The sequence below is a fragment of the Pseudomonas sp. SJZ074 genome (assembly GCF_007828215.1).
GTDB lineage: Bacteria > Pseudomonadota > Gammaproteobacteria > Pseudomonadales > Pseudomonadaceae > Aquipseudomonas.
Window position 1 is genome coordinate 1 of the sequence record NZ_VIUE01000032.1, and the last position, 20446, is coordinate 20446.

Sequence of the window (20446 nt, forward strand, 5' to 3'; positions counted from 1 at the left end):
GTCCAAGGCCAGGGCGGCCGAGGACAGTGAAGATTTCCAAAACTCGGTATCCGGTAGATCGTAAGGCCGCTCCGCTTAAGTGAACAGCATTACGCCGTCGTCGCGGGCTTTTTATTGCCTGATATTTCTTGGCAATGGTGATCAACTGTGGAAGCGAGCCTGCTCGCGATGGCGGTGCATCAGTTGCATCGATGTGCCTGACACACCGTTATCGCGAGCAGGCTCGCTCCCACAGGGGTTACTGGGCTTACTGAATATCCTCAGGCTTGACGATCACCCAATTCTTGTCCGCCGTAACCGGCAGCCCTTCCTTGGCCTGGGCGGCAGCGTGCTTGGCCATCATGCCGTTGATCTGGGTCATGTACTTGTCCTTGCGGTTGACCCACAGGTGGATACCGCCCTTGGCCACATCCACGTCGTGGAACAGCATGTAGCCGTCACTGCTCGGCGTGTCGCCGCCCACCAGGACCGGTTTTTTCCACTCATCGATATAGGTCAGGATCGCCGCATGCTTGCCGGCCATCCAGGTTGCCGGAGTCCACAGGTAAGGCGTGTACTCCAGGTCCAGGTTGGCCTTCTCTTCATACTTGCCGGCGGTGATCTGCTTGCGAGCGGTAGTCAGCTCGCCGGTCTTGCGATCCTTGAGCAGCGTGGTCACGCCGATGACGTTCTGCGGCTTGAGGTTGTAGCCGTATTTCGGATCGGCGGCGACCATGCGCACCAGCTCTTCCGACGCCGCGGTCATGACATAGACCTCGATGCCGTTTTCCATCAGCTTGTTGTACAGCTCGGTCTGACCGGTGAAGACTTTTGGCGGGTTGACGTTGTAGTTGACTACCTTGTCGCCGTCGTAATACGTGGTCGGTACAGGCTTGCCAGACGCCATCAGCTCGTCGACGTAGCCCTTGAGCTCCTTGAGCGTGAAGCCGGAGAACACCTGGGCCACCCATGGGTAGCAGACCATGTCATCCACTTCGCAAAGGCGGTAGTAGTAACTGAACAGGCTTTCCTTGTGATCGGCCGTGTCCTTGAATGGAATCAGCTTCAGGGAGGGATCGAGGGTTTCCCGGGTGATGAGGCCCTTGTTCTCCATGAACGGCAACAACGACTCTTCCAGGTCGTAGCGGTAACTGGTGTTGTCCATGTCGAACACCGCGAAGTTACCTTTGTTGGCGTTGGCCGCGATCATCGCATCCAGTGCCTTGGCCTGTTCCGCCGGCCAGTGCTTGAGTTCGGTGGCAAGTGCCTGGCCGGCGAGACCAAGGCTCAGGGCGACAGCGAGAAAACGAGGTACGAGCTTCATCGGCATTTCTCCCAGGTTCAAAGAATCCGACGCTAACAAATGCGCGTGACAGTCCTCGCCTGTCCGCGACCGCTTGCGTCTCGAAAACGCCAGCGACGTACCTGCAAACGCCAAGTCCTTATTCCATAAACGACATTCAACATGCTTTTTTAGTATTAATTCATTATTTTTCAGGCTGTTAGGCTTCCTTGCTCGCGGTCGCGGCTTCAGGCGACTGGCAAGTCTTAACGGAGCTTTTTTGATGAATCTGCCGCTGATCCTCAATCTGCTGGTATTCCTCGCCTTGCTGTTCGGCCTGGCGCAAACCCGTCATCGCAACTGGAGCCTGGCGAAAAAAGTGCTGCTGGCGCTGGTGCTGGGCGTGGCATTCGGGATTGCCCTGCATACGGTCCATGGCGCCGGCAGCCCGGTGCTCAAGGCCTCCATTGGCTGGTTCGACCTGGTGGGCAACGGCTATGTGCAGTTGCTGCAAATGATCGTGATCCCGCTGGTCTTCGCCTCGATTCTCAGCGCCGTGGCCCGGCTGCATAACGCCTCGTCCCTGGGCAGGATCAGCTTCCTGACCATCGGCACATTGCTGTTCACCACCGCCATCGCGGCGCTGATCGGTATCGGTTTGACCAACCTGTTTGGCCTCACTGCCGAAGGGCTTGTTGCCGGCACCCAGGAGCTGGCGCGGCTACAAGTGATCCAGAGCGATTACGCCGGCAAGGTCGCCGACCTGAACATTGCGCAACTGCTGCTCTCGTTCATTCCGCAGAATCCCTTCGCCGACCTGGCCCGGGCCAAGCCGACCTCAATCATCAGCGTAGTGATTTTCGCGGCCTTCCTGGGTGTCGCGGCGCTGCAACTGCTCAAGGATGACGTCGAGAAAGGCCAGAAGGTGGTCAACGCCATCGACACCCTGCAAAGCTGGATCACGCGCCTGGTGCGCCTGGTGATGAAGCTGACGCCGTATGGTGTGCTGGCGTTGATGACCAAGGTCGTGGCCGGCTCCAACCTGCAGGACATCATCAAGCTGGGCAGTTTCGTGGTGGTTTCGTACCTGGGACTGGGCCTGATGTTCGTGGTTCACGGCCTGCTGGTGTCCGCCGCCGGGATCAACCCTCTGCGTTTTTTCCGCAAGATCTGGCCGGTGCTGACCTTTGCCTTCACCAGCCGCTCCAGTGCCGCGACCATCCCCCTGAGCATCGAAGCCCAGACCCGCCGCCTTGGGATCCCGCGTTCCATTGCCAGTTTCAGTGCCTCGTTCGGCGCCACCATCGGCCAGAACGGTTGCGCCGGCCTCTACCCCGCCATGTTGGCCGTGATGGTTGCGCCAACGGTGGGCATCAACCCGTTGGATCCGGTGTGGATCGCAACCCTGGTTGCCATCGTGACCTTGAGCTCCGCCGGTGTAGCCGGCGTCGGTGGTGGCGCGACGTTCGCCGCGTTGATCGTGCTGCCGGCCATGGACTTGCCGGTTTCACTGGTGGCGTTGCTGATTTCCGTCGAGCCGCTGATCGACATGGGTCGGACGGCATTGAACGTCAGCGGCTCGATCACCGCCGGGGCGATTACCAGCCAGATGATGCAGCAGACCGACAAGGCCTTGCTGGATGCGCAGGAGCATACTGAGTTGGCGCATGCCTGATAGACCGCTACGCGAGCAGGCTCGCACACATTGGATCTGCGGTGAACACGGCAATCGCTGTCACCGCCAGACCCTGTGGGAGCGAGCCTGCTCGCGATACTTTTGCTGTTAAAGCTTTTCCCAAACCTCAAAGCTGTAGGCCGGCTTATCCCCTTCCGCCGGGTTCGGCTGGTTCGAAACCAGTTCCCACTGGCTCGAATCAAACTCCGGAAACCACGCATCTCCTTCCGGGCTCAGTGCCACACGGGTCAGGTAAAGCCGATCAGCCTGCTCCAGGGCCTGGGCATACAGCTGGGCACCGCCGATCAGCATCAGCTCATCGCCCCCCTGCCCCAGCGCCCACGCCTCGGCCCGTTCCACCGCGGCCTCCAGCGAGGAAAAGACTTCAGCGCCTTCGAGCACCAGCCCCGGCTGACGACTGACCACGATGTTCAAACGCCCCGGCAGTGGCCGACCGAGTGAGTCCCAGGTTTTGCGACCCATGATGATCGGCTTGCCCAGGGTGGTGGCCTTGAAATACTTGAAATCCCCCGGCAAATGCCAGGGCATGCTGTTATCGACGCCGATCACACGGTTTTCACCGAGGGCTGCGATCAGGCTTAAGGGGAGAGTTTTTTTCATGGTGCCGAGGATAGCAGAGGCTCGGCGTACCCTGACAGGCGCCCAGCGGTTATCCTCAACGCTCATTTGCAACGGAAGCGCACGTGACTGCTCCCCTGACTGAACTGCAGAACTTCTGGCTGACCGAGACGATACGCCTGCGTGAAGAACACGCAGGGCCGCTCCAAGACCAGGAAGCCAATCGCCTGGCCCGCGCGGCGGGCGGCGATCTATCGACCCGTATTCACCGTCGCGCCCACTGGCTGGCCGAGCGCGACGGCCTCATCGAAGCCCTGCGCCATTGGCTGCAAGGGGCACGCCTGGCACTGATCGTATTGACCGTCTTCGCCATCCTTAGCGGCGCCGGCCTGGGGTTTGCCGCCCTTGGCGACGGTCGAACGCCCGTCAACGTGTTCTGGGCCCTCGGCAGCCTCTTGGGGCTCAACCTGATCCTGCTCATCGGCTGGGCTCTGGGCCTGATATTCGCAGGGGAACAAGGCGCGACGCTGGGACGCCTGTGGCTGTGGCTCAGCGAAAAACTCGCCCGCGATGCCAAGGCCGCCCAACTGGCGCCGGCCTTGCTGCTCTTGCTGCAACGACACAAGCTCAATCGCTGGGCCCTCGGCATGCTGGTCAATGGCCTGTGGCTGCTGGCGATGTTCAGTGCGCTGGTCATCGTACTGCTGCTGATGGCGACCCGACGCTATGGCTTCGTCTGGGAAACCACCCTTCTCGGTGGCGAAACCTTCGTCACCCTGACCCGTACCCTGGGCGCGTTGCCGGCGCTGTTGGGGTTCAGTGTTCCTACCGTCGAGATGATTCGCGCCAGCGGTGATGGCGCCCTGAACATCGAAAGCGCCCGTCAGGCCTGGGCTGCGTGGCTGGTGGGCGTGGTGCTGGTGTATGGTGTACTGCCGCGCCTGGGCCTGGCGCTGCTGTGCCTGTGGCGTTGGCGGCGCGGCCGCGCCACCCTGCGTCTGGATTTGAACCTGCCGGGCTACGCGCAACTGCGCGAACACCTGATGCCCAGCAGCGAACGGTTGGGGGTCAACGACGCCGCACCTGGGCAATTGCATCAGATTGAGCAGCCGGCTGGCACGATGGTCAGCGCGGGGGCGCTGCTGGTGGCCATCGAGCTGGACGAACGGCCCTGGCCGCCGAAGTTGCCGGATTCAGTAAAAAACGCCGGCGTCCTCGACAGCCGCGAGTCACGTCACAAACTCCTCGAACAGCTGTCGCGCTTTCCTCCGGCGCGCCTGGCGATTGCCTGCGATCCACGACGCTCACCGGACCGCGGCAGCCTGGCATTGATCGCCGAACTGGCCCGCAGCGCCAGTGCTACCCGCGTCTGGCTGTTACAGGCCCCCCCCGGCGAGGCCCTGGATGCCGAGCGCCTGGGGGACTGGCACAACGCACTGCAACAGTTGCAACTACCCTTCGCCGACTGTGCGCCCTTGAACTGGCTGGAGAGCGGCCATGACTGAGCCCATGAAGCCGCTGAAACTGGCCGTGGTCGGCCACACCAATGTCGGCAAGACTTCGCTGCTGCGCACCCTGACCCGGGACGTCGGCTTTGGCGAAGTGTCCCATCGCCCGAGTACCACCCGGCACGTCGAAGGCGCGCGTTTGTCGGTGGACGGCGAAGCGCTGCTGGAGCTGTACGACACGCCTGGCCTGGAGGACGCCATCGCGTTGCTCGACTACCTCGAACGCCTGGAGCGTCCGGGTGAACGTCTGGACGGCCCGGCGCGCCTGGCCCGTTTCCTGGAGGGCAGCGAGGCGCGACAGCGCTTCGAGCAGGAAGCCAAAGTGCTGCGGCAACTGCTTGCCAGCGATGCCGGGCTCTACGTGATCGATGCCCGAGAGCCGGTGCTGGCCAAGTACCGCGATGAACTGGAAGTCCTCGCCAGTTGCGGCAAACCGCTGCTGCCGGTGCTGAATTTCGTCAGCAGTGCCCAGCACCGCGAACCCGACTGGCGCGAGGCCCTGGCCCGCTTGGGGCTGCACGCCCTGGTGCGTTTCGACAGCGTTGCCCCGCCCGAGGATGGCGAGCGGCGCCTGTACGAAAGCCTCGCGCTGTTGTTGGAAAATGCGCGCGGCCAACTGGAACGGCTGATCGCCGATCAACAGGCCCAACGCCTGGCTCGCCAACATAGCGCAGCGCGCTTGATCGCCGAGTTGCTGATCGATTGCGCCGCCTGCCGACGCAGCGTGACCAGCGACGCCGAGCTGGAGCGCCAGGCCATCAGCGAGCTGCGCAACGCGGTGCGCCAACGGGAACAGCGCTGCGTCGAGGCCCTGCTCAAGCTCTACGCCTTCCGTCCCCAGGACGCCGCGGCCAGTGATCTACCGCTGCTCGATGGACGCTGGGGCGATGACCTGTTCAACCCGGCAACCCTCAAACAACTGGGCGTACAGGTCGGTGGCGGAATCGCGGCCGGGGCGGCAGCCGGGGCGGGTGTGGATTTGCTGGTGGGCGGCCTGACCCTCGGTGCCGCCGCCCTGGTCGGTGCCATTGCCGGCGGTGCGCTGCAAACCGCCCGCGGCTATGGCAACCGGTTGATGGGCAAGCTCAAGGGCCAGCGGGAACTGACGGTAGACGATAGCGTGCTGCGCCTGCTGGCCCTGCGCCAACGGCAACTGCTGCAAGCCCTGAACCAGCGCGGCCATGCGGCGCTGGACAGCATTCGAATCGACACACCCCAGGACAAGGGCTGGCGAGAGGGCAAACTGCCGGAAACGTTGAACAAGGCCCGGGCGTATCCGCAGTGGTCATCGCTCAACGCCCATCCAAGGTTGAGTCAGGCCGAGCGGCAGGAGCAGATCGAGCAGTTGGCCGCGCAGCTCTGAAACGACACAACCCCCTGTGGCGAGGGGGAGATCAGCAGTTGATCAAAGCTTGAGCGCCGCCGCAGCCTCAGCCAACTCCAACTCGCTGAACACCCGCACTCCGTGACGCCTGAGCAACGCCGCCGTCACGCCTTCGCCAGGAACCTTCACGCCGCCGAACGTCCCATCATAAGTCAGCAGATTGCCGCAGGACGGGCTGTTGGCCTTGAGCACGGCGATCCGGATACCGTGTTCACGCACCAGCTCCAGGGCCTGGTACGCCCCCGACAGGAACTGCGCACTTACGTCCTCCCCCTCGGTGGTCATCACTGCCGTCTGGCCATCGAGTACTTGTACGCCCTGTCCGCCGGGAATTTCCGCCGCCGCCCGAGGCGTGGGCAAGCCGCCGGCGACTTCCGGACACAGCGGCACGACGCGGCCTTCATCGACCCACTGCTGGAGGCGCTCGAACGGCCCGCTGGCAGCACCGTCATAACGCACGCGATGTCCGAGCAGGCAACGACTGACCAGAATTTTTTCCATGCTCAGAACAACTCGTTGCCACGGCGTCGGAACCAGCCGGTCAAGGACAGGCGGTCCCGCGTAGCCGGCAGCACTTCATGGGGGATGTTTCCCGACAGGAATACCACCAGGCAGCCACCGGTGGGCACCACGTCCTGCTCCCTTCCTTCATCCAGGTACATGCGCAGCTGCCCGCCATGCTCCGGCAACCAGCCGTCATTGAGGTAAAGCACCGCCGACACCATGCGCCGGTCGTCGTCACGGAAGCGGTCGACGTGCTTGAGGTAGAACGCACCGGGCGGGTACAGGGCGAAGTGGCTTTCGAAATCCTCCAGGCCCAGGAAGAGCCCACGGTTCAATGCCTCGCGCAGGCTGTCCATCAGCCCCAGGTAACGGTCGCAGGCCTCGGCCTGGCCGGGTTCGATCCACTGGATGCGATCACCCCGTATGCCTTCGCGGATCTCCGAAGACAAGCCGCGCCCGACCGCAGCCGGGGCCAGTTCGCCTTCGGCGGCACGCTGGCGACACTCGGCCGCCAGGGCACGGGTCAGCGCCTCCGGCAGGAAGATGTTCTGCTGCGACCAGCCGCGCTCGGCCAGGTCATCGACGATGCGTAACAGCAACGGGTGATCAGATGGTATTTGCATGGCGCGCATAGTATGCCTGTACCCGCAGAACCGACAACGCCACGCAGCGGGTTTGCAACGCCAGGTGGCACCACGGTACGAACTTGATACGAATTCTCGACAAGTTCCCGCCCCCCACGGAGAATAGTCGGCTGCTGACAGGAGTCCCTATGCGTCGTTTGCTTTTCTCACTGTTGATGTTCTGCGTTTTGCCCGCCTGGGCAGACAGCTACGACCAGTTGTACAAGGTCGCCGGCTGGCCGGAACAGCGGGCGCATTTCAACGATGCCCTGAGCGCCGCGCAGCAGCGTTACCAGAACAGCCTGCCGCCGGCGGTGTTCCAGGCCCTGGTGAACAATAGCAATCAGCGTTTCGCCCCCCAGGCCATGGACCAGCGGGCCGAAGCGCAGATGCGCAGGAATCTTCGTGATCCGAACCCGGCCCTGGCATTTTTCCAGTCGCCCCTGGGACGCAAGGTGGTGGCTGCCGAGCTGTTGGCGACCCGGCGCGATCAATTGGCAAAGAACGCCAAGGGCCTGCCCAAGATGCAGGCCAGCGACAACCGCCTGCTGATCATCGGCCACCTGGCCCAGGCCCTGCCCGCCCGCGAGGCTGGTGCCGAAGTCAGCCTGGCCATTGCTGGCGTGGCGGCCGACAGCCTGAGCTCGATGATCCCCGGCCTGCTGGGCGGCGGCCAGGCCCAGGGTATGCTGAACGGCCAGCGCCAACGGCTGATGGATCAGATCGGCGCCGACCTGAACAACACACTGCTGTACGTCTACCGTGACCTGACCGATACCGAACTGGAGGAGTTTGCCACGTTTGCCGAATCGGCCGAGGGCCAGGCTTACTATCAGGCAGCCCTGGCGGCGATCCGGGCGGGGTTGGCGGTGGGGCAGAATCTCGGGCAATAGATCTTCAGCGTCTGAAGTACCACCATCGCGAGCAGGCTCGCTCCCACAGGGGCTGAGTGAACTCAAATATCTCGGCCGATCTCAATTCAATGTGGAAGCGAGCCTGCTCGCGATGGCGCTTGTGCGGTCACCGCCGGATCCGGCTCATCCGCTTGGTCAGAAACCCAAACATCTCCTGACGCAACGCCAGCGCTTCGTTCGCCAGGTGATGCCGGCCCTCGGGCAGCATCAGCACCTGGGGCCGGTCGAATTTGCCGTGCAGCACCTGCAGATTGTGTTTCCAATCCACCGTCATGTCTGCCTGCCCCTGCACGATCAAGGGCCGGCGCGGGCTGCTCGGGGCGGCTTCGATACGCTTGATCCATCGCCCCAATGCGCCCACCCAGGCGGTAGGCAGGCGCAGCGGTTGCAACGGGTCGGCTTGCAGGAATGGCAGGAACTGCGGATCGGTGGAGTTTTCGCTGAAACGCCGGGCGATGCCGGTCACGAAGGGCTTGAGCAGGTAATAACTCAGCCGCGACCAGCCCCAGGCCCGGGGACGCACCAGGGGCGATAACAGGATGACCTGGCCCTGGGCCGGGCTGCTCGCCCCTTGGTTGAGCACATGATCGACCACGATTGCGCCACCGGTACTTTGCCCACAGAGGTGCCAGGGCTGCGGCAGGTCCAGCTTCCCGGCCTCGGCCAGCAGCCCCTGCAGCGTGGCCTGGTACTCGGCGAAATCGCCGATGCTGGCGCGCTCGCCGCTGGACAGTCCATGGCCCGGCAGGTCACAGGCGATCACCGCGAACTGCTGCTTCAGCGCCCATTCGATCAAGTACCGGTAGAGTCCCATGTGATCGTAGTAACCGTGGAACACGAACAGTGTTGCCACGGCTTTTTCCGGCCACCAGACCTGAGCGACCAACTCATACCCATCGATCTCGAAACGCCCGAGACCCTTGCGCAAGGTCCGCTGGGGAAAATCCAAGCCATAGAATTGTTGATAGGCCTGCGCCTGCTCAGACAGCGGTTGCCACTGGGCCAACGGTTGCAGGCTGGCACGCAAGTGATCGGGGTCGAAAGTGGCAGGCATCGATATTTCCAGGCAAATGCACAAGGCGCGAAACAGACTTTGTAGACCTGCGATATTCATCTGTCGCGACAGGCATGGCAAGCTACGCGGCTTCAGAGGATGAATCCATGCGCCCGTCCCACCGCACAACCCTGCTTGCCGGTCTGCTTGCCCTTGGCTGCGCGGCCGTGTTGTGGGTCGCCTATGACTGGTTCCAGGGACGTTTCCTGCGCGCTTTCAGCCAACACACGGCAGTATTTTCCGGCGACCCCCTGCGCCTGCCGCCCGAGCTGGCCGGGCCCGGCCCGATCCGCCTCGTGCACTTCTGGGATCCGGCCTGCCCGTGCAACGTCGGCAATCAGCAGCACCTGTCCGAACTGGTCGATAAATATGCACCGCAGGGTGTCGAGTTCTATGCGGTACAGAAAAGCGGCACTCAAGGCCAGCTACCGGCCACGCTGAGCAGCCTCAAGCCGCTTCCGGCATTGCCCGGCTCGGAGCAGATTCCCGCCAGCCCGGCCGTGGCGATCTGGAATCGCACCGGCGAACTGGCCTACTTTGGCCCCTACAGCGAAGGCCTGACCTGCAATTCGAGCAACAGTTTCATCGAACCGATTCTCGAGGCCCTGAACGTGGGGCGCGCCGTCAATGCAACCCACACGATGGCGGTGGGCTGTTATTGTCCATGGAGCAGGGACGCATCATCCGAATAAGGGAACACCATGAAACGCAGCCTCGTCGCACTCCTGTCGTTGGTCGTCACCGCCATCATCGTCACCGGCGGTTACCTCTACAGCAAGCAGCCCACCCGCCAGGGCACGGTGCAGTTGCAGGGGCTGCAAGGCTCGGTGACTGTGCGCTACGACGAGCGCGGCGTACCCCATATCCGCGCCGAGAACGAAGCCGACCTGTACCGTGCACTCGGTTACGTGCATGCCCAGGATCGGCTGTTCCAGATGGAAGTCATGCGCCGCCTCGCCCGTGGCGAGCTGGCCGAGGTGCTGGGACCGAAACTGCTCGACACCGACAAACTGATGCGCAGCCTGCGTATCCGCGAGCGCGCCGCCCGCTACGTGGCGGAACAGGACCCACAATCCCCGGCCTGGATCGCGATGCAGGCGTATCTCGACGGTATCAACCGCTACCAGGAAAGCCACGCCCGGCCGGTGGAGTTCGATGTCCTGGGCATTCCCAAGCGCCCGTTCACCGCCGAAGACACAGTGAGCATCACCGGTTACATGGCCTACAGCTTCGCTGCCGCCTTTCGTACCGAACCGCTGCTGACCTACGTGCGCGATCAACTGGGCACCGACTACCTGAATATTTTCGATCTCGACTGGCAGCCCAAGGGTGTGCTGGGCGAGCACCGCAAAACCGCCCTGCCCTTGGCCGATGCCGACTGGAAAGGTCTCGACGCCCTGGCCCGCTTGAGCGAACAAGCCCTGGTCGGAAGCGGCCTGCCACAATTCGAAGGCAGCAACGCCTGGGTCGTCGCCGGCAGCCATACCCGCAGCGGCAAACCTTTGTTGGCGGGGGACCCGCACATCCGCTTTTCCGCTCCCTCGGTGTGGTACGAGGCCCACCTTTCGGCACCGGGGTTCGAACTCTACGGGCACTACCAGGCGTTGTTGCCGTTTGCGACGCTGGGCATGAACAAGGATTTCGGCTGGAGCATCACCATGTTCCAGAACGACGACCTGGACCTGATTGCCGAGAAGGTCAACCCGGACAACCCCGAACAGGTCTGGTATCGCGATCAATGGGTGGACATGACCCGCAGCGAACAGCAGATCGCGGTAAAAGGCCAGGCGCCGGTGACGCTGGTGCTGCGCCAGTCGCCCCACGGCCCGATCGTCAACGATGTGCTCGGCGCCAATGCCGGCCACACACCGATTGCCATGTGGTGGGGTTTCCTGGAAAGCCGCAATCCGATCCTCGAGGCCTTCTACCAGCTCAACCGTGCCGACACATTGGCCAAGGCCCGCGGAGCATCGGCCAAGATCCATGCACCGGGGCTGAATGTCGTCTGGGCCAATGCCAAGGGCGATATCGGCTGGTGGGCCGCCGCCCAGCTGCCCAAGCGCCCGGCGGGAGTGAAACCCGGCTTCCTGCTCGATGGCAGCAGCCCAGAGGCGGAGAAGGAAGGCTTCTACCCTTTCAGTAACAATCCCCAGGAGGAGAATCCGGCCCGCGGCTACATCGTTTCGGCGAATTTCCAGCCGGTTTCACCCGGCGGTATCGAGATTCCGGGCTACTACAACCTCCCAGACCGTGGGCAGCAACTCAATCTCCAGCTCAGCGACAAACAGGCAAAGTGGGACATCGAAACCACCCGCAAGCTGCAATTGGGCACCACCACCGCCTATGGCCCGCGCTTGCTGGCACCTTTGCTGCCGGTGTTGAGGGACGTGGTCAGCGACCCGCAGGAACGCAAGTGGGTGGAACAACTGGCGCAATGGCAGGGCGATTACCCTCTGGATTCCGTCAGCGCCACGCTGTTCAACCAGTTCCTGTTCAACCTGGCGGATGCCACCCTGCACGATGAACTGGGGGACGGTTTTTTCGACACTGCCCTGTCCACCCGAGTGATTGACGCCGCACTGCCGCGCCTGGCCGCCTCGGCGGATTCGCCCTGGTGGGACGATCGCACGACCCTGGGCAAGGAAAGCCGTAGCGACATCGTCAAAACAGCCTGGAGCAAGAGCCTGGCGCACCTGAAGGCCACCTTTGGTGACGATGCCATGCAATGGCAATGGGGCAATGCCCATACCCTCACACATGGGCACCCATTGGGCATGCAAAAGCCGTTGGACCGGATCTTCAATGTCGGCCCATTCGCCGCACCCGGCACCCATGAAGTGCCCAACAATCTTTCCGCCAGGATCGGCCCGGCTCCCTGGCCGGTCACCTACGGCCCGTCCACCCGGCGCATCATCGATTTCGCCGACCCGACCCACAGCGTCACCATCAACCCGGTCGGCCAGAGCGGCGTGCCGTTCGACAAGTATTACGCCGATCAGGCCGAGGCCTACATCGAGGGTTTGTATCACCAGGCGCACCTGGCCGAGGAAGAAGTGACCGCCAACACCCATGACACCCTGAAGCTGTTGCCGGCCAGGACAACGCCCTGAGTCGGCGGCATTCATTTTTTTCCGTCACCGACAGGCTTGATTGTCATTGTTGGTCAAGACTACAGGGGTTTCTCTTCGTCCACCCCCAATGGAGTCATTGCGATGTTCAATAACTGGTCCGAACTGCTGCCCATCATCAAGAGCGCCTTTGGTGCCCTGGGCAAGAGCAACCCGAAAATGGTCAAGGCCTACATGGCCCTGGATGAAGCGGCTGCCGAGAACGACGTGCTCGATGCCAAGACCCGGGAGCTGATTTCCATCGCCGTGGCGATCACGACCCGCTGCGACGGTTGCATCGGCGTGCACACCGACGCCGCTATCAAAGCCGGTGCCACCCGCGAAGAAATCGCCGCGACCCTGGCCACGGCGGTGTCATTGAATGCCGGCGCAGCGTACATCTACTCGCTGCGAGCGCTGGAGGCCCATGACATGCTGAAGAAATGAACTAAGCAATTGCTGCGAAATTGAGCCTGAACTGTTGCGGCGTCACCCCCAATCTGCGATTGAAGACGTTGCGCATGTGCTGGGCATCGCGAAAGCCACATTGCCAGGCCACGGTCTTGAGCGGGGCCTGGGTGCTTTCCAGCATTACGCGGGCTGCGTCTACCCGGGCCCGCTCGACGAATTCCGCCGGGGTGACCTTGGCTTCCCGAGTGAACACCCGGGAAAAGTTGCGCTGGCTCATGTTCGCGGCATTGGCCAGATTGGCGAGACCCAAGTCACCGTTCAGGTTTGCCAGCACATAGGTCTGGACCTGGGCCACGGCGGACGTCGGCGTGGCGTGGGGAACGAGAAAAGGACTGAACTGCGATTGCCCGCCTGAACGCTGGGTAAATACCACCAGCCGCTTGGCTACGCTCAGAGCCACGTCCGCTCCATGATCCTGCGCCAACAGGAACAACGCCAGGTCGATCCCTGCGGTGACCCCGGCCGAGGTATAGAGCGCGCCGTCCTGCACGTACAGGCGATCTGCTTCGACCCGGGTCGAGGGACACAACTGCGCCAGCGTCCCGGCATCGCCCCAATGGGTGGTGACGGTCCGCCCCTCCAGCAACCCGGCCCGGGCGAGCATGAACGCGCCGTTGCAGATCGAGCCAAAGCGCCGTGCCCGCCCACAGGCGCCACGCAACCAGACATCGAACGTCGCACCGAAATCCATGAACGGCAAATGCGGCCCGCCCGCCACCAGCAGCAGGTCGTACGCCTGTCTAGCTTCACTGAATTGACGATGGGCATTGAGGGACAGACCGTTGGAACAGGTAACTGCTCCCGGCTCGATCCCAATGACCTCAAGCCGATAATGCTCCTCTGGGGGGAGGAACCGATTGGCCTCGCAGAACACATCCATGGGTCCGCTCACGTCCAGCGACTGGACGCCAGCGAACACCACGACCGCAACCGTTTTTTCCATGGACGCCTGCTTGCCTTCGAGTTGAACGGGAACACAGCCTACGCTAGCCAATCCATCAGCAGGACGCCACTTGGCACGAAACCAAGGCTTATTGGCATGGATCGCAGCCATGGAGAAATTGTTGCGCTGCATCCCCGCGATCAGACTTGTGCCCTCGGCGCCGCCCTGGCGCATCGTCAAGAGGAGAACAGCATGAACAGCATCGCCGGCATCAAGATCCCCGACAGCGCCCTTGCCCGCGCCACTACCGAATACATCCGCGACGTCGAATCCGATCTGCTGTATCACCATTCCCGCCGGGTGTTTCTGTTCGGAGCCTTGAGCGGCCAGCGTCGGCAACTGGCCTACGACCCGGAGCTGCTATACGTCGGTGCGATGTTCCATGACATTGGCTTGATGGAAGGCCATCGCAGCGACGATGAGCGCTTTGAAGTGGATGGTGCAAATGCTGCCGCAGCGTTTCTCAAACCCTATGGGTTGAGCGATGACGATATCGAACAGGTGTGGCTGTCCATCGCCCTGCATACCACGCCGGGCATACCGAAACACCTGCGTCCCACCGTCGCCCTGGTGACCGCCGGGGTGGAGATGGATGTACTGGGCATGGACTATGCCGTCTTCCCGGCAGCGCAGCGTGAAGCGGTGGTGCATGCCCACCCACGTGGAGAGGAATTCAAGGAGTGCATCATCTGCGCATTCGCCAACGGCTTGCGGCATCGCCCGCAGACCACCTTTGGCAACGTGAAGACCGACGTACTGGTGGACCAGGAGCCGGGGTTCAAGCCGATGAACTTCGTGGAAATCATCCGCACATCCCCCTGGAATTCGTAACCGCCCACTTTTGCATTGACTGCCACACCGCTTTCGCGGGCAAGCCCGCTCCCACATTGGATTTGCGGCTGTCTACAGTTTTGTGAGTCATCCAAAAAACCTGTGGGAGCGGGCTTGCTCACGAAGGCGGACTGACATTCAACATTTTCGTCGGCTGTCACATCGCTATCGCAAGCAAGCTCGTTCCCACGGTGGAGCTGTGTCGGGTCAGACCGGTGCGGTCTCGGCCCGGCGTACTTCCGGCTGCTTCCAGGAATCGGCGGCGCTTTCTTCGATGGCTTGCTGAATCGCCCGCTTGCGATTTTCTTCAGCGCGACGGCTGAAGTACCAGACCAGGAAGGTCACCAGCGACACCACCAGCAGGATCAGGCTCGCCACGGCATTGATCTCCGGCTTCACGCCCAGGCGCACCGCCGAGAACACTTCCATCGGCAAGGTCGTCGAACCCGGGCCCGACACGAAGCTTGCCAGTACCAGGTCGTCCAGGGACAACGCGAACGACATCATGCCCCCCGCCGCCAGCGATGGCGCGATCATCGGGATGGTGACCAGGATGAACACCTTCCACGGCCGTGCACCGAGGTCCATGGCCGCCTCTTCGATGGACAGGTCCAGCTCACGCAAGCGTGACGAGACCACCACCGCCACATAGGCCGCGCAGAACGTAGTGTGGGCAATCCAGATCGTGACGATGCCACGCTCCTGGGGCCAGCCGATCATCTGTGCCATGGCCACGAACAGCAGCAACAGCGACAGACCGGTGATCACTTCCGGCATCACCAGCGGCGCTGTGACCAGGCCACCAAACAGCGTGCGTCCCTTGAAACGGGTAATGCGGGTCAGCACGAAGGCCGCCAGCGTCCCCAGGGCCACCGCGGCGACCGCCGTATAGCAGGCGATTTCCAGCGAGCGCACCACCGAGCCCATCAGCTGGGTGTTGTCCAGCAGGCCGACGTACCACTTGATCGACCAACCGCCCCACACCGTCACCAGCTTCGAGGCGTTGAACGAATAGATCACCAGGATCAGCATCGGTGCGTAGATGAACAACAAACCCAGCACCAGCATCAGGCTTGAAAAACTGAAGCGCTTCATTCCTTGCCCTCCATTTCTTTGGCCTGACTGCGGTTGAACAGGATGATCGGTACGATCAGGATCGCCAGCATCACCACCGCCAGGGCGGACGCCACCGGCCAGTCACGGTTATTGAAGAATTCCTGCCACAGCACTTTACCGATCATCAGGGTTTCCGGACCGCCCAGCAATTCCGGGATCACGAACTCGCCCACCACTGGAATGAATACCAGCATGCAACCGGCGATGATGCCGTTCTTGGACAGCGGCACGGTGATTTTCCAGAAGCTGTTGAAGGTGCTCGAACCCAGGTCGGAGGCGGCTTCCAGCAGGCTTGGGTCATGTTTTACCAGGTTGGCGTACAGCGGCAGGATCATGAACGGGAGGTACGAATAGACCACGCCGATATAGACCGCCAGGTTGGTGTTGAGGATCTGCAGCGGTTCGCTGATCCAGCCCATGCTCATCAGGAAGCCGTTGAGCAGGCCGTTGTTGCTGAGGATGCCCATCCACGCGTAGACGCGGATCAGGATCGCGGTCCAGGTGGGCATCATGATCAGCAGCACCAGCACCGTCTGCGTCTCTTTGCGGGCATTGGCGATGGCATAGGCCATCGGGTAGCCGATCAGCAGGCACAGGGCGGTGCTGATCAGGGCCATCTTCAACGAGCCCAGATAGGCAGCGATGTACAGCTCGTCCTCGCTGAGCATTGCGTAGTTGGCGAGGTTGAGCAGCAGCTGCAGCTTCTGGTCGACGTAGCTGTAGATCTCGGTGTACGGCGGAATGGCCACGTCGGCTTCGGCGAAGCTGATCTTCAGGACAATGAAGAACGGCAGCATGAAGAACAGGAACAGCCAGATGAAGGGCACCCCGATGACCAGTTGACGGCCACCGGGCGTTATTCGATCCAGTCGGCGTTTGAGTTTGCGCATGTTCATGAGCGAAGCACCACGCCGCTGTCGTCTTCCCACCAGACGAACACCTGGTCGCCCCAGGTCGGCCGCTGACCACGGCGCTCGGCGTTGGCGACGAAAGATTGCACCAGCTTGCCGCTCGGCAATTCGACGTAGAACACCGAATGGCCGCCCAGGTAGGCGATGTCATGGACCTTGCCGCTGGACCAGTTGTGCTCGCAGGTCGGTTGTTCGACGGTCACCAGCAGTTTTTCCGGGCGAATGGCATAGGTCACCGACTTGTCCTGCACCGAGGTACTGATACCGTGGCCGACGTAGATGTTGCGGTCCAGGTCCTTGCAGGTCAGCACCGCGTGGCCTTCTGCGTCGTCCACCACTTCGGTCTCGAAGATGTTGACGTTGCCGATGAACTCGCAGACCAGGCGGCTGGTCGGGGTTTCGTAGATATCGATCGGGCTGCCGATCTGGGCGATCCAGCCCAGGTGCATGATCGCGATACGCTCGGCCATGGTCATGGCCTCTTCCTGGTCGTGGGTCACCATGACGCAGGTCACGCCAACCCGCTCGATGATCTCCACCAGCTCCAGCTGCATCTGCGAGCGCAGTTTTTTATCCAGCGCGCCCATCGGCTCATCGAGCAACAGCAGCTTCGGCCGCTTGGCCAGGGAACGGGCCAGGGCCACACGCTGGCGCTGGCCGCCGGAGAGCTGGTGCGGCTTGCGCTTGGCGTACTGGCTCATCTGCACCAGCTTGAGCATCTCCGCCACGCGGGCGTCAATGTCGGCTTTCGGAATCTTGTCCTGTTGCAAGCCGAAGGCGATGTTCTGCGCCACGGTCATATGCGGGAACAAGGCGTAGGACTGGAACATCATGTTGATCGGCCGCTCATAGGGCGGCATGTCGGTGATGTCCTCGCCGTCGAGGAAAATCCGCCCCTCCGTGGGCCGCTCGAAGCCGGCAAGCATGCGCAGCAAGGTGGATTTGCCCGAACCCGAACCGCCGAGCAAGGCGAAGATCTCGCCTTTCTTGATTTCCAGGGACACATCGTCCACGGCAATCGTCTCGTCGAACTTCTTCGTGACCCGGTCGATTTTGACCAGCACCTGCTTGGGTGTCTGGTCGCCCTCGAGGGCTTTCTTATAGGCGCCGGAGGCAACAGCCATTTACGAAACTCCCACAGAATTTACAGCTCGCCCCATACGGACGAACCTTGGTTAGAGCGGTTATTTACCCGACTTGACCTTGGTCCAGCTGCGGGTCATCAGTCGTTGGATCTTGGGCGGCAACTCGGAGTTGACGTAGAGCTTGTCGACGACTGCTTGCGGTGGGTAAACCGCCTCGTCGGTACGGACTTTCTGATCCATCAGCTCGCCAGCCTTTGGGTTCGGGTTGGCATAACCGACGGTGTCGCTGACCTGGGCGATAACCTCAGGCTTGAGCAGGTAGTTGATGAAGGCATGGGCTTGCTTGATGTTGGTGGCATCACGTGGGATCGCCAGCATGTCGAACCAGAGATTGCCGCCTTCCTTGGGGATCACGTAGGCGATCTCGACGCCCTTGCCGGCCTCGCTGGCACGTGAACGGGCCTGGAAGATGTCGCCGGAGAAACCGGCCGCCACGCAGATCTCGCCATTGGCCAGGTCGGAGATGTACTTGGAGGAATTGAAGTAGGTCACGTAAGGCCGGATCTTGAGGAGCTGGGCCTCGGCCTTCTTGTAGTCTTCGGGGTCTTCGCTGTTGGGATTCAAGCCCAGGTAATTGAGCATCGCCGGGATCATTTCGTCCCCCGAATCGAGGAACGAGACGCCGCAACTGGAGAGCTTCTTGATGTTTTCCGGCTCGAACAGCATGGCCCACGAATCGATCTTGTCGACTCCCAGGACGGCCTTGACCTTCTCGACGTTGTAGCCGATACCGTTGGTGCCCCACAGGTACGGTACGGCGTACTGGTTGCCCGGATCGTTACGCTCCAGGCGCTTGAGCAGCGCGGGATCGAGATTGGCATAGTTGGGCAACTGGGCCTTGTCGAGCTTCTGGAAGGCCCCGGCCTTGATCTGCTTGCCCAGGAAGTGGTTGGACGGCACGACCACGTCGTAACCGGTACGACCGGCCAGCAACTTGCCTTCCAGGGTTTCATTGGAATCGAACACGTCGTAGACCGGCTTGATTCCGGTGGCTTTTTCGAAATCAGCCAGGGTGGTCTCGCCGATATAGTCCGACCAGTTATAAATATGCACGGTGGAAGCAGCCTGGACGCTGACCGCGAGCGTCAGGCCTGCACCAACCAGCAAGGCATTGCGTAACAAAGAAAAGACTGGCACGTGGAGGTCCTCTTAAATAGTCGGGCCCAAGTTGCCCCCGCTGCCTGGTCGCGATGGACCCAGCAACAAAACCGGCGCGCAACTTACCCTCGATAAACCGATCCAGCAAAACTTTTAGTTATTTAATTGCTCCTGTTGCCGCCGCCACGATGACGGCGACAACCGGAAGATGCCTCAAGCCGGTTTATTTACCGGATTTGATCTTGGTCCAGCTGCGGGTCAGCAGCCGCTGGGTGGCCGGCGGCAAGTCGCTGATCGCGTAGAGCTTGGCCTTCACTTCGTCAGACGGATAGATGTTCGGGTCACCGGAGATTTCCTTGTCTACCAACGCCGTAGCAGCCTTGTTGCCGTTCGGGAAGCGCACGTTGTCGGTGATCTCGGCCATGATTTCCGGCTTCATTAGGAAGTTCATGTACTTGTAGGCAGCCTCGACGTTCTCGGCATCCTTTGGAATAGCGACCATGTCGTAGAACGAGCCGGCGCCTTCTTTTGGAATGGCGTAGGCCACCTTGACCTTGCCACCGGCTTCGGCCGCACGGGACTTGGACTGTTCGATATCACCCGAGTACCCCACGGCTACGCAGATGTTGCCGTTAGCCAGGTCAGAGATGTACTTGGACGAATGGAAGTAGCTGATCGAAGGACGGATCTTGAGGAACAGCGCCTCGGCGTCAGCCAGTTGCTTCTTGTCCTGACTGTCGGTCGGGTAGCCCAGGTAGTGCAACGCCACCGGGATCATTTCGGTCGGCGAATCGAGGAAGCTCACACCGCAGCCCTTGAGCTTGGCGATGTTTTCCGGCTTGAGCAGCGTGTCCCACGAGTCGATCTTGTCGACGCCCAGTGCGGCCTTGACCTTCTCTGGGTTGTAGCCGATGCCGATGGTGCCCCACATATAAGGGAAGGCGTGCTGGTTGCCCTTGTCGCTGGCATCGCCCACGGCCTTGAGCAGGTCGGTGTCGAGGTTCTTCCAGTTCGGCAACTTGGACTTATCCAGCGGCTGGTAGACGCCGGCCTTGATCTGCTTGGCCAGGAAGTTGTTCGACGGCACCACGATGTCGTAACCCGACTTTCCGGCCAGCAACTTGGCTTCCAGGGTCTCGTTGCTGTCGAACACGTCGTAGACCACCTTGATGCCCGACTCTTTCTCGAACTTGGCGACCGTGTCCGGTGCGATGTAGTCGGACCAGTTATAGACATGCAGCACTTTATCGTCCGCCTGAACGGCACTCGCCATCACGCCCATCAGGGACATGGCGAGGAGGGTCTTGCCAGCTATCTTCATA

General features: G+C 61.8%; 19 protein-coding genes. 8 read left to right on the forward strand and 11 right to left on the reverse strand.

The features are described 5' to 3' along the window. Positions 1-247: 247 nt before the first annotated feature. Positions 248-1303 carry a haloacid dehalogenase-like hydrolase gene (locus FBX99_RS24605; RefSeq protein WP_145133197.1) on the reverse strand — a complete coding sequence of 352 codons (1056 nt, stop codon included), beginning with the start codon at positions 1301-1303 and terminating at the stop codon, positions 248-250. A 241-nt stretch (positions 1304-1544) separates the two neighbouring features. Between FBX99_RS24605 and FBX99_RS24610 the strand changes: the two genes are divergently transcribed. Next, positions 1545-2936: an L-cystine transporter gene (locus tag FBX99_RS24610; RefSeq protein ID WP_144926578.1), complete on the forward strand. Its 1392-nt coding sequence runs from the start codon at positions 1545-1547 to the stop codon at positions 2934-2936. Positions 2937-3044: 108 nt separating this feature from the next. Here FBX99_RS24610 and FBX99_RS24615 read toward each other — a convergent pair whose 3' ends face one another. Then, positions 3045-3557: a dihydrofolate reductase gene (locus FBX99_RS24615; RefSeq protein WP_144926581.1), complete on the reverse strand. Its 513-nt coding sequence runs from the start codon at positions 3555-3557 to the stop codon at positions 3045-3047. Between the two features lie 95 nt (positions 3558-3652). Between FBX99_RS24615 and FBX99_RS24620 the strand changes: the two genes are divergently transcribed. Beyond that, positions 3653-5020 carry a DUF2868 domain-containing protein gene (locus tag FBX99_RS24620; RefSeq protein ID WP_144927021.1) on the forward strand — a complete coding sequence of 456 codons (1368 nt, stop codon included), beginning with the start codon at positions 3653-3655 and terminating at the stop codon, positions 5018-5020. Beyond that, positions 5013-6386 carry a GTPase/DUF3482 domain-containing protein gene (locus tag FBX99_RS24625; RefSeq protein ID WP_144926583.1) on the forward strand — a complete coding sequence of 458 codons (1374 nt, stop codon included), beginning with the start codon at positions 5013-5015 and terminating at the stop codon, positions 6384-6386. Before FBX99_RS24620 ends, FBX99_RS24625 begins: the two co-directional genes overlap by 8 nt. A 42-nt stretch (positions 6387-6428) precedes the next feature. On the opposite strand, the gene FBX99_RS24630 is transcribed toward FBX99_RS24625, so the two are convergent. Further along, positions 6429-6908: a DUF523 domain-containing protein gene (locus tag FBX99_RS24630; RefSeq protein WP_145133199.1), complete on the reverse strand. Its 480-nt coding sequence runs from the start codon at positions 6906-6908 to the stop codon at positions 6429-6431. A 2-nt stretch (positions 6909-6910) separates the two neighbouring features. Then, positions 6911-7543: a 2OG-Fe(II) oxygenase gene (locus FBX99_RS24635; RefSeq protein WP_144926589.1), complete on the reverse strand. Its 633-nt coding sequence runs from the start codon at positions 7541-7543 to the stop codon at positions 6911-6913. Between the two features lie 140 nt (positions 7544-7683). Here FBX99_RS24635 and FBX99_RS24640 point away from each other — a divergent pair, with 140 nt between their 5' ends. Beyond that, positions 7684-8427: a DUF2059 domain-containing protein gene (locus FBX99_RS24640; protein WP_144926592.1), complete on the forward strand. Its 744-nt coding sequence runs from the start codon at positions 7684-7686 to the stop codon at positions 8425-8427. Positions 8428-8554: 127 nt separating this feature from the next. On the opposite strand, the gene FBX99_RS24645 is transcribed toward FBX99_RS24640, so the two are convergent. After that, complete coding sequence (locus FBX99_RS24645; RefSeq protein ID WP_144926595.1) at positions 8555-9502, reverse strand: alpha/beta hydrolase; 948 nt, start codon at positions 9500-9502, stop codon at positions 8555-8557. 107 nt (positions 9503-9609) lie between these two features. Between FBX99_RS24645 and FBX99_RS24650 the strand changes: the two genes are divergently transcribed. From FBX99_RS24650 to FBX99_RS24660, 3 genes are all read left to right on the forward strand, one after another. Continuing rightward, positions 9610-10194 carry a DUF6436 domain-containing protein gene (locus tag FBX99_RS24650; RefSeq protein WP_144926598.1) on the forward strand — a complete coding sequence of 195 codons (585 nt, stop codon included), beginning with the start codon at positions 9610-9612 and terminating at the stop codon, positions 10192-10194. 9 nt (positions 10195-10203) lie between these two features. Further along, positions 10204-12612: a penicillin acylase family protein gene (locus FBX99_RS24655; protein WP_144926601.1), complete on the forward strand. Its 2409-nt coding sequence runs from the start codon at positions 10204-10206 to the stop codon at positions 12610-12612. Positions 12613-12714: 102 nt separating this feature from the next. After that, positions 12715-13056: a carboxymuconolactone decarboxylase family protein gene (locus FBX99_RS24660; protein ID WP_144926604.1), complete on the forward strand. Its 342-nt coding sequence runs from the start codon at positions 12715-12717 to the stop codon at positions 13054-13056. Between the two features lies 1 nt (position 13057). Here FBX99_RS24660 and FBX99_RS24665 read toward each other — a convergent pair whose 3' ends face one another. Continuing rightward, entirely contained in the window at positions 13058-14023 is a 966-nt protein-coding gene (locus tag FBX99_RS24665) for a GlxA family transcriptional regulator (protein WP_145133201.1), read from the reverse strand. A gap of 192 nt (positions 14024-14215) precedes the next feature. On the opposite strand from FBX99_RS24665, the gene FBX99_RS24670 reads away from it, so the two are divergent. Continuing rightward, positions 14216-14854, forward strand: coding sequence for an HD domain-containing protein (locus FBX99_RS24670; protein ID WP_145133203.1), 639 nt, complete (start codon positions 14216-14218; stop codon positions 14852-14854). 207 nt (positions 14855-15061) lie between these two features. On the opposite strand, the gene FBX99_RS24680 is transcribed toward FBX99_RS24670, so the two are convergent. From FBX99_RS24680 to FBX99_RS24700, 5 genes are all read right to left on the reverse strand, one after another. Continuing rightward, a complete protein-coding gene (locus FBX99_RS24680) occupies positions 15062-15949 on the reverse strand; it encodes an ABC transporter permease subunit (RefSeq protein WP_145133205.1) in 888 nt (295 codons plus the stop codon). Then, the gene (locus tag FBX99_RS24685) at positions 15946-16866 is read right to left on the reverse strand and encodes an ABC transporter permease subunit (protein WP_144926617.1); all 921 of its coding nucleotides are present in this window, start codon (positions 16864-16866) and stop codon (positions 15946-15948) included. The genes FBX99_RS24680 and FBX99_RS24685 overlap by 4 nt, the downstream gene beginning before the upstream one ends. Next, complete coding sequence (locus FBX99_RS24690) at positions 16863-18005, reverse strand: ABC transporter ATP-binding protein (protein ID WP_041021471.1); 1143 nt, start codon at positions 18003-18005, stop codon at positions 16863-16865. The genes FBX99_RS24685 and FBX99_RS24690 overlap by 4 nt, the downstream gene beginning before the upstream one ends. 60 nt (positions 18006-18065) lie before the next feature. Continuing rightward, positions 18066-19163 (reverse strand): polyamine ABC transporter substrate-binding protein, encoded by a 1098-nt coding sequence (locus tag FBX99_RS24695; protein WP_144926619.1) that lies wholly within the window; start codon positions 19161-19163, stop codon positions 18066-18068. Positions 19164-19347: 184 nt separating this feature from the next. Next, positions 19348-20445, reverse strand: a complete 1098-nt coding sequence (locus tag FBX99_RS24700; RefSeq protein WP_041021473.1) for a polyamine ABC transporter substrate-binding protein — start codon at positions 20443-20445, stop codon at positions 19348-19350. Position 20446: the final 1 nt, after the last annotated feature.